Source organism: Pedobacter sp. MR2016-24, assembly GCF_026239655.1.
Taxonomy (GTDB): Bacteria; Bacteroidota; Bacteroidia; order Sphingobacteriales; family Sphingobacteriaceae; genus Pedobacter.
Window position 1 is genome coordinate 105432 of record NZ_JAPIVO010000004.1, and the last position, 13635, is coordinate 119066.

General features: G+C 40.9%; 12 protein-coding genes. 8 read left to right on the forward strand and 4 right to left on the reverse strand.

Features of this window, described 5'->3' with window-relative positions:
• Position 1: 1 nt before the first annotated feature.
• The 4 genes from hisB to hisG all read right to left on the reverse strand — a co-directional run bounded on the left by hisB (position 2) and on the right by hisG (position 4411).
• Complete coding sequence (hisB, locus tag OQX62_RS11660; RefSeq protein WP_265831711.1) at positions 2 to 1135, reverse strand: bifunctional histidinol-phosphatase/imidazoleglycerol-phosphate dehydratase HisB; 1134 nt, start codon at positions 1133 to 1135, stop codon at positions 2 to 4.
• Positions 1135 to 2181, reverse strand: a complete 1047-nt coding sequence (gene hisC, locus OQX62_RS11665; protein WP_265831712.1) for a histidinol-phosphate transaminase — start codon at positions 2179 to 2181, stop codon at positions 1135 to 1137. The genes hisB and hisC overlap by 1 nt, the downstream gene beginning before the upstream one ends.
• Complete coding sequence (gene hisD / locus OQX62_RS11670) at positions 2171 to 3469, reverse strand: histidinol dehydrogenase (RefSeq protein WP_265831713.1); 1299 nt, start codon at positions 3467 to 3469, stop codon at positions 2171 to 2173. The genes hisC and hisD overlap by 11 nt, the downstream gene beginning before the upstream one ends.
• A 90-nt stretch (positions 3470 to 3559) precedes the next feature.
• Positions 3560 to 4411, reverse strand: a complete 852-nt coding sequence (gene hisG / locus OQX62_RS11675) for an ATP phosphoribosyltransferase (RefSeq protein WP_265831714.1) — start codon at positions 4409 to 4411, stop codon at positions 3560 to 3562.
• A 285-nt stretch (positions 4412 to 4696) separates the two neighbouring features.
• Here hisG and OQX62_RS11680 point away from each other — a divergent pair, with 285 nt between their 5' ends.
• The 8 genes from OQX62_RS11680 (at position 4697) to OQX62_RS11715 (ending at position 13635) form a co-directional block, all read left to right on the forward strand.
• On the forward strand, positions 4697 to 6274 hold the full coding sequence (locus tag OQX62_RS11680) for a L,D-transpeptidase family protein (RefSeq protein ID WP_265831715.1): 1578 nt from the start codon (positions 4697 to 4699) through the stop codon (positions 6272 to 6274).
• 19 nt (positions 6275 to 6293) lie between these two features.
• Positions 6294 to 8333: a BatA domain-containing protein gene (locus OQX62_RS11685; protein WP_265831716.1), complete on the forward strand. Its 2040-nt coding sequence runs from the start codon at positions 6294 to 6296 to the stop codon at positions 8331 to 8333.
• Positions 8330 to 9595 (forward strand): dihydroorotase, encoded by a 1266-nt coding sequence (locus tag OQX62_RS11690; RefSeq protein ID WP_265831717.1) that lies wholly within the window; start codon positions 8330 to 8332, stop codon positions 9593 to 9595. The genes OQX62_RS11685 and OQX62_RS11690 overlap by 4 nt, the downstream gene beginning before the upstream one ends.
• Complete coding sequence (locus tag OQX62_RS11695) at positions 9585 to 10259, forward strand: hypothetical protein (RefSeq protein WP_265831718.1); 675 nt, start codon at positions 9585 to 9587, stop codon at positions 10257 to 10259. Before OQX62_RS11690 ends, OQX62_RS11695 begins: the two co-directional genes overlap by 11 nt.
• A 10-nt stretch (positions 10260 to 10269) precedes the next feature.
• On the forward strand, positions 10270 to 10842 hold the full coding sequence (locus OQX62_RS11700) for a DUF4199 domain-containing protein (protein WP_265831719.1): 573 nt from the start codon (positions 10270 to 10272) through the stop codon (positions 10840 to 10842).
• 83 nt (positions 10843 to 10925) lie between these two features.
• Entirely contained in the window at positions 10926 to 11879 is a 954-nt protein-coding gene (locus OQX62_RS11705; RefSeq protein WP_265831720.1) for a glycosyltransferase family 2 protein, read from the forward strand.
• Positions 11880 to 11881: 2 nt separating this feature from the next.
• Complete coding sequence (locus OQX62_RS11710; protein ID WP_265831721.1) at positions 11882 to 12844, forward strand: glycosyltransferase; 963 nt, start codon at positions 11882 to 11884, stop codon at positions 12842 to 12844.
• Between the two features lie 2 nt (positions 12845 to 12846).
• Complete coding sequence (locus OQX62_RS11715) at positions 12847 to 13635, forward strand: hypothetical protein (protein WP_265831722.1); 789 nt, start codon at positions 12847 to 12849, stop codon at positions 13633 to 13635.

A 13635-nucleotide genomic window follows, 5' to 3' on the forward strand; every position in this document is an offset into this window, starting at 1 on the left:
GCTATAATAAACCTTTAGTACTTGGTAAAACTAATTTTTCTGCATCTCTTTTGATGGCCATCTTGATGGCTTTAGCGAAAGCTTTAAAGATAGACTCAATTTTATGGTGCTCATTTTCCCCTTCAGCCTTGATGTTCAGGTTGCACTTTGCAGCATCGCTGAAAGATTTAAAAAAGTGGAAGAACATTTCGGTAGGCACGTCACCCACTCTTTCCCGCTTAAATTCAGCATCCCAAACGATCCAGCTGCGTCCTCCAAAGTCGATTGCCGCCTGTGCTAAACAATCATCCATCGGTAAACAGAAACCATAACGTTCCAGTCCCAATTTATTGCCTATAGCCTTTGCGAAAGCTTCACCCAGCGCAATCCCGGTGTCTTCCACTGTATGGTGTTCATCAATATGAAGGTCGCCTTTAGCAATAACCTTAAGATCAATCCCGCCATGACGGGCAATCTGATCCAGCATATGGTTAAAGAAGTTCAGTCCGGTTTCGATTTCACCTTTCCCGGTTCCGTCAAGGTCGATCGTAATTTCTATATCCGTTTCATTGGTCTTTCTGATGTGGTGAAACTGTCTGCTGCCTGCTTTCAGGAAAGTATAAATATCCACCCAGTGCTGCGTTTGCAAAGCAATATAATCTGTCAGTGTTTCTGCTTTTTCCATTAACTCATTTGCACCCAGCAGATCGTTGTTGCGTAACCAGATCGCTTTTGCACCCAGGTTTTTGGCCAGGATTACATCGTTTAGCCGGTCGCCGATCACAAAAGAATTGGCCAGGTCATATTCGCCAGTCAGAAAATGCTGTAACAGACCTGTGTTTGGTTTACGCGTAATCGCATTTTCATGCGCAAAAGTTTTATCTATAATCACTTCACTGAACACTACACCCTCTCCCGCAAAGGTGTCCATGATGAAGTTGTGTACCGGCCAGAAATTGGGTTCCGGATGTGAATCTGTACCCAGTCCGTCCTGATTGGTCACCATCACCAGGTCGAAATCCAGTTCTGCAGCAATCTTAGCCATGTAGTACAGTGATTTCGGGTAAAATTTAAGCTTGGCAAATGAATCAATCTGTTCATCTTCCGGCTCTATATTCAGGGTGCCGTCGCGGTCAATAAAAAGTATCTTCTTCATTAGTTTTTTAACGATTTTAATGCGGTTAATAGTATGTCGTTTTCTTGTGGGGTACCTACCGTAATACGCAGACAGCCTTCACATAAGGTCACTTTTGAGCGGTCGCGGATAATGATTCCCTGATCTACCAGTGCATTATAGGTAAAGCTGGCATCATCTACTTCAGCAAGGATAAAGTTTGCGTCAGAAGGATACACTTTTTTCACCATTGGCAGTGCCGCAAGATCAGCACTGAGTTGTTCGCGACCAGCAACGGTCAGTTTTATCCATTCGTTTACCTGAGCAATATTTTTCAGTGCTTCCAATGCCAGGTCTTGTGTAGACTGGCTGATGTTATAAGGCGCTTTTACCTTATTCATAATATCAATCACTACGGTAGAAGCGAAAGCCATACCCAGACGCAATCCTGCCAGTCCCCATGCTTTAGAAAAAGTCTGCAGAATGACCAGGTGAGGATATTCTGTCAGTTCCTGTATAAATGTACGCTGTCTGGAGAAGTTGATATAAGCTTCATCAATCACTACCAGCCCTTTAAAATTCGCCAATATGGTTTCTATATCCGTACGGATAATAGAGTTCCCTGTCGGATTGTTTGGTGAGCAGATAAAAATCAGTTTGGTATTTTCATCAATCGCCTCAGCAATGCCTTCCAGATCCAGTTGAAAACCAGGCAGGAGGTCTACTTTGCGCACTTCCACATCATTGATATTTGCAGATACTTCATACATGCCGTAGGTAGGAGGCAAGATGATCACATTGTCTTTGCCGGGATTACAAAAAGCCCTGAACAACAAATCGATTGCCTCATCGCTGCCATTGCCTAAAAACGTATGTTCAATAGGTACGCCTTTAATTTTGCTGATTGCATCCTTCACATCCAGCTGAAGCGGATCAGGGTAGCGGTTAAAGTTTTCCGGCAGGGGAGAGCCAAAGCTGTTTTCATTGGCATCTAAATATACACTTGCCTGTCCTTTATATTCATCCCTCGCTGTAGAGTAAGGGCGTAAGTTTTTGATATTCTCGCGTTGTAAATTCTTAATATCCATCTGTTGAGTTTAAACGAATAGTGATTGCATTTTTGTGTGCCTGCAGACCTTCTGCAGCAGCCAGTATTTCTACTGTTGGGCCTATTGCCGTTAAGCCCGCCGGACTAATGTGCTGAAAAGTGATTTTTTTGATAAAGGAATCTATTGACACGCCAGAATATGCCTTGGCAAAACCGCTGGTAGGCAGCGTGTGGTTGGTTCCTGATGCGTAGTCGCCCGCACTTTCTGGTGTCAGATTTCCTAAAAATACCGAGCCTGCATTGATGATCAGCGGTATCAGCTCTTCAAATGAAGCTGTTGCCAGAATCAAATGTTCTGGTGCATAGATATTGCTGAAATCCATTGCCTGTTCCAGGTTTTCTGTCAGTACCGCATAAGAATTGGCAATTGCTTTTTCCGCTACATCCTTTCTCGGTAAGTCCTTCAGCTGAATGCCAATTTGTAAAAGAGTCTGATCAATCATCTCCTGAGTAGCAGATACCAATATGGCCTGACTATCTGCACCATGTTCAGCCTGCGCAAGCAGGTCGGCCGCCACAAATGCCGGATTAGCCGTTTCATCAGCAATCACAAGTACTTCTGAAGGGCCTGCAGGCATATCAATGGCAGTCATTCCCGAAGCGAGTACCAATTGTTTGGCCTGGGTTACATAACGGTTCCCCGGTCCGAAGATTTTATATACTTTAGGTACGGTCGCTGTTCCAAAAGCCATTGCTGCAATGGCCTGTGCGCCACCGGTCATATAGATTTTCTCAATACCCAGTAAAACAGCACAGTAAGCAAGGTAACAGTTGGTTTTACCATCCTTCTGCGGAGGAGAACAGACTACAATTTCTTTGCATCCTGCCAGTACAGCCGGGATACCCAGCATTAGAAACGTACTCGGCAATACTGCTGATCCGCCGGGAATATATAAACCCACTTTTTCTATTGCCCTTGCCTCCCGCCAGCAGGAAACACCCGGCATGGTCTCTATTTTCTGTTCTTTAACCAGCTGTGCCGCGTGAAAAGTCCTGATATTTGCGTAAGCAGTATCAATCGCCTGTTTCGCTTCAGCAGGTATAGTAGCAGCAATTGCAGCTATTTCTGATTTTTCAATAAAAAGCTGGCTCAACGCTACGTTATCAAATGCTGCTGCATAGTCAAATAACGCAGCATCACCTTTTGCTTTTACCGTATTAATAATGTCCTTTACACGGTCAGCAATTGTATCATCGTCCGATAATTGTCTTGTACAAAGTTCTTCAATACGCTGTTCAGACAGATCGGTATAATTATAGGTTTCCATTAGTCAGTAATTGTTTTAATCGGTAATGCAGCTATCATGATCTTTTGCTGTAGATCAGCGGTATGATCTGACGGTTTCAAAAAAATAATATTAAGCGATAATCTTTTCAATTGGCATCACCACAATTCCTTCTGCACCTGCAGCTTTAAGGCTATTGATTTTTTCCCAGAAGTCCTGCTCAGCAATAACAGAGTGAACAGCCACCCAATCCGGTTCAAAAAGTGGTACAATTGTCGGGCTCTTTACGCCGGGTAATAAACTCACCACTTTTTCAAGATTTGATTTTGCCACATTCAATACCACGTATTTTGTTTCTTTAGCCCGCAGAACCGAACGGATCCTTTGCAGTAATTCCTGTACGTCTTCATTCAGTTCAATACCTTTATTGCCAATTAATACTGCTTCAGATTTCATCACCTCAGCAAATGGCTTTAATCCGTTGCTTTTTAGTGTGCCGCCTGTAGAAACAATATCGCAGATTGCGTCACTTAATCCTAAACCAGGACCAATTTCTACCGATCCTGAGATGGTGCGCACTACGGCATTTACATTATTTTCTTTAAGGTACTTTTCAAGGATAACAGGGTAGGAGGTTGCGATCGCTTTACCTTCAAGTCCGGCGATATCGGTAATCTCGCTTTCGTTTGGAATAGCAATTTTTAGCGTGCATTTACCAAAACCCAGTTTTTGCAGGTAATTCACTTCAGCGTTCACCTCAGTGATTACATTTTCACCAACGATACCTAAATCTGCAATACCATCCTGCACATATTCAGGAATATCGTCATCTCTGAGAAAAAGGATTTCCAGCGGGAAGTTGGTAACAGTTGATATCAGGGAACTTTTATAGTTTTCGAAAGAAAGACCACAGTTTTTAAGAATCTCTACAGATTTTTCGTTTAATCTACCAGATTTCTGGATAGCTATTTTAAGTGTTTTCAATGAGTTGAAATTATTGAATGATCAGGAAAATTTATAAGTCGGAAACAAGTTTTGAAGTACAAAACATTACATATACATCGCCAACTGGCGATGGTGCAAATGTAAGTGATGGTTCAAATGTTTGTTCATATTAAATTTTATATTCCTTTGTTCAATAATGCATTGCATCAGGAGGAACGCAAATATAGAAATTGAAATCAGAAAACAAAAAATATGTGGCATTTTATTTGAGTTAATGAAAATAGCAACACAATTTTAACCCCGTTGGCATTAATAACGCTCGTTTTGAAAAAGATATTCTACCTCATTTTACCCTTCATACTGTTCCTTTCATCTTGTAACTGGTTCAAAACTACGCCTGAAGTGGGAGTGGTACTGGCTGAGCATTTCAAAGACAAACTTTATAAGGATTTTGATACCGCTGCCTATAATGTCATTTTTAACAGACATCTTGACTCATTGAAGGATAAGCTGAATAACGTTTCCGTAATAAGAAGTTTTTATGCTGATGATACCAGAAAAGCTGCTTTTGTGACGCAGTTTTACGCCAACGGTGGATTGGATACGCTGAAGAACTTCATCAGCAGGAGCAAATTACATGGTTTTAATCCGAAAGTATTCGGCTATACCCATCTGGATCAGGTGTTGACCAAATTGAATGAGCACCATTTCAAATCAATCGCCGAGGTATATCCCGTGGTAGCAGCACTCGAACTTTATAGTGCTTCATCGCTGCTTAAATACGATACCTTCATCGGTTATGGAAGTGTCAATCCCCGTAAATTGCTGAACCGTTATTATGTGACGGCAAAAAGGCCTGACAGTGTGAGCATGTCTAAAGTAATGGCTACAACTGACCTGGTGAAATTGCTCAATACTATTCAGCCCGCTACGGAAAACTACAAAACTTTACAAAAGAATTTATTGCTTTTAGAAAGTGATCCTGCCAGAAATGCTGCCGCAATAAAAGCGATTGAAGTAAATATGGAGCGCTCACGCTGGAAACTGCCGGACCTGGGTGAAGAATATGTAGAGGTTAATATCCCTGATTACACCCTTACCTGGTTTAAAAAAACCGATACGGTTACACACATGAAGGTTTGTGTGGGTGGCAGAAGGGAAAAAGATTATGAAGCAAAGCTAAAGACCTACCTCAAAACACATAGTCTGGACGATAAACCTAAGAATCACCAGACGCCTATTCTGATCAGTAAGTTTGATGCAATACAGGTGAATCCTATCTGGAATATCCCTGTGAGCATTGCTAAAAGCGAAATTTACTACCAGGCTTCACGTGACCCCTACTATTTATCGAACAGCAATATGCGTGTTTATTATAAAGGTAAATTGGTGAATGATCCGGATACCATACAATGGAACAGGTATTCAAGGGAAAAACTACCTTTTCAATTTAAGCAGGGTTCCGGTGCCGGTAACGCTTTAGGTAAATTTAAATTTGTGTTTGATAACGGGTCGAGCATATACCTGCATGATACGAACAATAAATCGGCATTTAATCTGGCTAAACGTGCAATCAGTCATGGTTGTGTACGTGTGGAACGTCCTTTGGAATTTGCAGAAAAGCTGGTAGGTAATAAATATCAGTATGACCAGTTAAGAATGGACGTCAATCTGCCGCCGATAGATACGACAAAGATGAATGTCTACAGAAAGAAACTGGCTAAAAAAGCAGATACACTGAATGTTTTCCAGTTGAAGCCAACCTGGTTCGGTGCAAAGAAAAATGTAGCTATATTTATCAACTATAAAACTGCATGGGCATCAAACGGAAAAATAGAGTACCGTGAGGATGTTTATGGTCTGGATGAAAACTTATATAATGCGATGAAAAAATATAAATAATTTCTACCTTTGGTTTTTAATGAATTTCCTATACCCAGGTTTTCTTTTTTCTCTGCTGGCAGTAGCCATTCCTGTCCTTATTCATCTATTTAATTTCCGGAGATTTAAAACTGTATACTTTAGTAATGTCCAGTTTTTAAAGGCAGCAAAAGAGCAAAATTCATCCAGGGAAAAGCTGAAAAACCTGCTGATCCTGGCTTGCAGGATACTCGCTATAGTCTTTCTTGTGATGGCCTTTGCCAGACCCTATCTTTCTTCAGATGCAGCAGCTACATCTGGTCTGAATACTATAGCTGATATTTATATTGATAATTCCTACAGCATGGAAACGCTGAATAAAGAAGGGACTTTATTGGATGAAGCAAAGAGAAAAGCGAAAGAAATTGCAAAGGGATTTGGTCCCAATGATAGATTCAGACTAACCACCAATGACTTTGAGGGGAGGCACCAGCGACTCGTCCGCTATGATGAACTCCTGCCGCTGATAGATGAAATCAAAATCTCTCCTGTACAGCGTAGTTTGCAGCAGGTGCTGAACCGGCAGCAGGCTGGTAAAGAAAATAACAGTAACTCTTATAGTTATATCCTGTCAGACTTTCAACTGCATTTTGCAGGTACAGCAGCACTCCATACAGATGAGCATACGCGTGTGTCTCTTATTCGTTTTGATGCCAATCCAACGGCGAATCTTGCAGTAGATAGTATCTGGTCGCTTTCACCGGCCCATCAGCCTGATGATGTAGAAAAGTTTGTGGTGCAGCTGCACAATTATGCGGATGAAGACAGCCGGAATTCAGGCATCAGGCTAACCATCAATAATCAGCAAAAAGCATTGGCCACTGCAAATATTCCTGCGGGTAAAACAATAAATGATACACTTTCTTTTAGCGGACTAAGCGCCGGCTGGCAAAAAGGAACAGTTACATTAAAGGACTACCCGGTTACATTTGATGATCAGCTGGATTTTACTTTCAAGGTGAATAGCGGTTTAAATGTATTACAGGTTAGCGGTAATCCATCAGAAAAATATATCAGTTCACTTTTTGGGGCCGACCGCTATTTCAGGCTGACCAAAATGCCGGAGTCGACTATTGATTATTCTGCTTTTTCCCATTACCCCCTAATTGTATTGTCAGATTTAAAGTCGCCCTCCAGCGGACTTGCCCAGCAACTTAAAATATACCTGCAAAACGGTGGCACGATTGTCATCTTTCCGGATTTGGATGTGAATCAGTCAGCTTTCTCCACATTCCTCAACAGCCTTTCCCTGCCGGGAGTGAACACCTTGAACAAAGACACCATTAATGTAAAATCGATCGCATTAAAAAGCAGCCTTTTCAGTGATGTTTTTGAGAAAATTCCTGAAAAGCTGGATTTGCCAAAAGTAAACAGACGATTTATTTATACGCAGCGGAACCAAAGCAACAGTGAAGAGATCATGGGACTGCCTTTAAATCAGTCCTTTTTTACCCGATACAGATTTGGTGGCGGACAGGTTTATCTTTCTGCAACCTCGCTCAGCAATAAAGACAGTAATTTACCTCAGCATCCTGTATTTGTGCCCCTGCTCTATAAAATTGCTTTCTCCAGCGTTCGGGAACAGCCCTTGTATTATACCTTAGGTAAAGACGTTGTATTAGCTACTGCCCAAATCAATCTTCATTCAGGTGAATCATTAAAACTGGCTGCCGGAAATACAGAAATTATCCCGGAACTCAGGCAAACGCCAGGCAAAACATTGCTATATGTAGCAGACCAGGTTAAAAAAGCCGGATTTTATGAATTAAAAAAAACAGATTCCCTGGTTAACCTTTATGCTTTTAATGAAGACCGGGCAGAATCTGATCTGCACTATACCAGCGCAGTAGCATTGGAAAAGCTTTTTGGCACTAAGAAGATCAACATAAATAATGCAGAGGCTGATTCGTCTGTCGCTGCGGTTAAAAATAACAACACAGAGTTATGGAAACTTTGCCTAGTTTTGTGTGCTGTTTTTTTAGCCGTTGAAGTTGTACTGATTCGATTTTTTAACCACCCTAAAAACATACAAAAGACATGAACCTTCTCCTCAAAGGCGTAACCATAGCCGACCCGAATAGCTCTTTTAATCATAAAACATGTGACGTGCGTGTAGCAGAGGGAAAGATAACAGCTATAGGTGATGCTTTAAAAACAATTCCTAACGAAGAAGTTATTGAAGGTAAGGGCGCCTTTTTATCTCCGGGATTTTTTGATCTGAACTGTTCCATCGGAGATCCTGGTTTTGAAACCAAAGAAGATATTCAGACGGCTACCGCAACTGCTCAGGCAGGAGGGTTTACCGGACTTGCTGTTTTACCACATACAAAACCAGTTGTTCATTCGAAAGCTGAGGTGCAGTATATCATCAACAAGGCAAAGAACAATTTAGTGGATGTGCATCCTATCGGGGCTATCAGTCATGATCTTGAAGGCAAGGAAATGGCTGAAATGTTCGATATGCAGCAGGCAGGAGCAGTAGCTTTCTCAGATGGTACGAGACCGGTAACTGACGACGGTTTTATGAGTCGCGCGCTCCAGTATGCCAAAGGCATTAACGCTTTACTGATTGTTTACCCGGAAAACAAATCCATTGCTGGTAAGTCTCAGATCAACGAAAGTAAAACCAGTGTATTGCTGGGTATGAAAGGTATTCCTGCCCTGGCAGAAGAGATGCATATTTCAAGAGATATATTTCTGGCTACCTATCTTGATGCACCTGTACATGTCAGTAATATTTCTACTGCCGGTTCTGTTGCACTCATCAAAAAAGCTAAAAAGGATGGCGTAAAAATCACCTGTGATGTGGCAGCACACCACCTGGTTTTCACAGAAGAGCTGTTAAATGATTTTGACAGCAATTATAAAATAAAACCGCCTTTACGTAGTAAAGCAGATAATAAAGCGCTAATCACAGGCTTAAAAGACGGAACTATTGATGCTGTTGCTTCACAGCACCGCCCACATGAACCTGAATTTAAAAGTGTAGAGTTTGAGATTGCTGCATATGGTATTATTGCCCTGCAGACCGTGTTACCTCTACTGGTAAAAGCGGGTTTCGATGCAGCACAGATTGCAGAAAAGCTGGCCGTAAATCCCCGTAAATTATTGAACTTACCTGTACCGGTAATTGCAGAAGGAGAACCGGCGAATTTCACATTGTTCAACCTGACAGAGAAATGGTTGTATGATGCGAAAAGTAATCAATCAAAATCTAGAAATACCCCTTTGCTGAACCAGACCCTGACGGGAAAAGTACAGCTCGTTTATAATAATAATCAATTTCAAGAATATGGACAGTAAAGTAAAAAACGCATTAGTAGCATCATTAAATAAATTTGCAGCGATCTCAGGTATTGATGCTGGTGAGATGGAACAGGAGCTGATCGTTGTTTTCAGTAAAGAGCTTGGCTTTTTGGAGAAGGTAGCTGAGTTTGATGCCGTATTTGATGCGCATGCTTCATTTGAAGATTTGAGAGAGGTTTTCTTTGATCTGCTGATGATCAACTTTTTCGCAAGTGATGTGCAGAAACTGGAAGAAGATTACCTGGAAACAGATGAATGGGCAGATATCGAAGAAGAAACAATCGACCGCGGTACAGAATTGCTGAACCTGTTGTTATACATCAACGAATGTCATGATGAAGAAATTAAACCGGAACTGGGCGATTTCTTAACAGAATTCCTATTGGTTGAAGAGGATGAGTTTCAGGATGAATTCCATATCTATGAAGATCTGATCAGTAACCAGCAACTGGCAGAAAGCAGTATCGAAGATATCTGCAGCCATAAAAACATGGTAGACCTGGGAGAAGAAATAGAGGATATGTTTGTTCCTTTTATGGCTTTCTTCAATCAGCCTAAAGCTACAGCAGAAGCTTATGCAGAACTGGCAGAATTTAGTACCAACAAAGAATTTGAATCTGCTGTTTACGCGTTAGTTACCGCATTCCACGAAAAATATTAATTGCATAAATATGGAAACAACTACTGGAAATCCGTCCGTCCTTAAAGGAGAGGCAGTAAAAAATGGTCTGATCATGGCTGCTGTAAGTCTCGTCATTTTTTTAGTCACTAATTATGTAATGCCCGAATTATTAGGCAGTACTGCATTTTCCATATTGAGTATAGTAATTGGTTTGGGGCTTGCCGTATTTTTCAGTATAGATATGCGTAAAAAAGCCGGTGGCTACTGGACTTTCAGCGAAGCACTTTTGCATATCTTTATTATGTTCCTTGTTTCTGCTGGTGTGGTATATATATTTACTATTCTTTTCGGTAAATACATCGATACAACTTACCCGGAGCGAATGAAAGAGATGATCTCTGCAAAAACAGAAGATATCATTAATAAATTTGGGATGGGTGAAGCGCAAAAAGATGAGATGCTGGAAAAACAAGCCCAGCAATTGGAGCAGCAATTCAATCCCACCTTTTTTCAGGCAATTGTAGGTTTTGGTATTCAGGCCATCATGTATGGTATTGGTGCTTTAATTTTTGCCGCCATCTTCAAAAAAACAAAACCACTGTTTCCACAAAACGTGGACTAGGATAAAAACTCGTTAACGTGCAGGTTTTGTCATTTAAATTGACAAAATTTGCACGTTAATTTTTTAAGCTCATTTTACAATTCATGGATATTTCTGTTGTAGTTCCCTTACTTAATGAAGAAGAATCATTGCCCGAATTAACTTCCTGGATTGCCAGGGTAATGAAGGAAAACAACTTTACTTATGAACTGCTGTTTGTAGATGATGGTAGTACTGATGCTTCATGGCAGGTTATTGAACAGCTAAAAAGAGAATTTCCGGCAGTTAAAGGCATCAAGTTTCGCCGTAACTACGGGAAATCGGCAGCACTCAATGTGGCTTTCGAAGCCGCTCAGGGTGATGTAATTATAACCATGGATGCTGATCTTCAGGATAGTCCTGATGAAATCCCAGTACTTTTTAGCCGGATCAAGGACGAAAAATTTGATCTGATCTCTGGCTGGAAGAAAAAAAGATACGATCCAATTACTAAAACTATCCCTACAAAACTGTTCAATGCCGCTACACGTAAAATGTCTGGTATACAACTGAACGACTTTAACTGCGGACTCAAAGCTTACCGCAGCGATGTCATCAAGACAATCGAAGTATATGGCGAGATGCACAGATACATTCCTGTCATCGCAAAATGGGCCGGATTTAAACAGATAGGGGAGCAGGTCGTAGAACACAGGGCCAGGAAATACGGTGTCACGAAATTCGGACTCAGCCGTTTTATCAATGGCTTCCTCGATTTACTGTCTATATTTTTTGTCGGCAAATTCGGTAAACGCCCGATGCACTTTTTTGGATCTATGGGTGTACTGAGCTTTCTGATCGGTACTATCATGGCCTTATGGATTATTGGCGAAAAGCTTTACCATATTTCTATGAGCATCCCTTATAAAAGAGAAATAACCGATCAGCCTGGTTTTTATATTGCGCTGGTTGCTATTATCGTAGGATCCCAACTCTTTTTAACAGGATTTGTGGCAGAATTAGTTACCCGCAATGCGACGGAACGTAACCAGTACCTGATAGAAAAAGAAATCCTCTAAACATGTTTTTCTCGATTATTATTCCCCTTTACAACAGACCGCAGGAAATAGATGAACTGCTGGCTACACTTTGTCTGCAGACTTATATGCAGTTCGAGGTGTTGGTGATAGAAGATGGTTCTGTGCAATCGGCAAAGGACATCGTAAATGGTTATACTGACCGCCTGGATATTCATTATTTCTACAAAGAGAATGCAGGGCAGGGCTTTGCAAGAAATTATGGTTTCGAAAGGGCAAAAGGAGACTATTTTGTGATCTTTGATTCAGATTGTCTGATTCCCGAAGATTATCTCGAAACGGTAAAAGACTATTTGTATGATCATCATCTGGATGCTTATGGTGGTCCGGATGCTGCCCATCATAGTTTTACACCTGTTCAAAAAGCCATTAGCTATGGTATGACTTCACCGTTTACAACCGGTGGTATCAGGGGTAATAAAAATCATGTCGGCCAGTTCCATCCGCGGAGTTTCAACATGGGGGTTTCGCGTGAGGTGTGGGAGAAAATCGGCGGTTTTATTTTAACCCGGTTGGGCGAAGATATAGAATACAGCATTCGCATCCATGAAAATGGGTTTAAGATCGGGCTGATTCCCGGGGCAAAGGTATTTCATAAAAGGCGGACCAGTCTGCTGCAGTTTTACAAGCAAATTCACTTCTTCGGTCGCGCGCGAATAAATATTTATAAACATTTTCCTGCAGAGCTGAAATTAGTGCATTTCTTCCCTGCAGTGTTCACCATAGCGTTTATTGTGAATATATTATGTAATGTTTTCTGCAAGCCGCTGGCCTATTTAGGCAATACGGTCTTTGTAGTCTATTTTATGTTGATATTTTTTCATTCGCTAACCATCAATAAATCATTAAAAGTTGCACTTTTGAGCATAATATCCTCATTTATTCAATTAACTGCTTATGGCTTGGGATTTGTGCAGGATTTTATAAAAAGAATAGTACTGAAATGACAATGATAAATTTTTTAAAGGAGAGCACTTTTACTGTAAATGAAGTAATTGGGAAAGCGTGGCTGGTGACGAAGAGAAATTATTTTTCTATCGCTACTTTATGTTTTCTGATGTTTATTACTTCAAATGCCTCCGGATTAATGGCGTTTTTCTTAAAGGATGTGAATAAGGCGCTGAGTGTATTTATGGCCTTGCTTTTTGCATTTCTGTATTTCACATTAAATCTTTCATTGCTTAAATATATTTTCCATTTACTGGATGATGAGGAGCACGAAGTGAGTATAGTCAGTACCTTGCCTACCAGGCAGCAGATTATCCGTTTTGTGATTAGTATGTTTTATTTTATGCTGGTCATCGTTGGCGTTTACGCAGTAGTCATCCTCATTGCTTTCCCCTTCATTTATACGGGAATTAAAATTCAAATCGTTACCAATGTGGCTATAGCAGTGGGTATCGTTGCCATTTTCATCACCTGGGTGCGGATTTCATTCTTCCCATTTTTCATTATTGATAAAAACCAGCCACCTTTTGGCTCACTGAAATTCAGCCTGGCCATAACTAAAGGCAATTTTACCAAGATTCTGTTGTTATTATTGGTGCTGGGTGGGTTTTACATTGTAAATCTGTTTGTAAGCCTCTTACAATGGCCTGTGATGGCATTTTTCATCAATATCCTCAGTTCCTTTATCATTGTACCATTATCCAGTGTAGCATTAACTATTGCTTATAGAAAGATGATGGGAGAATACAATTCAGATCAGGAGCCTGATATTTTTCACAATATTGTTTAA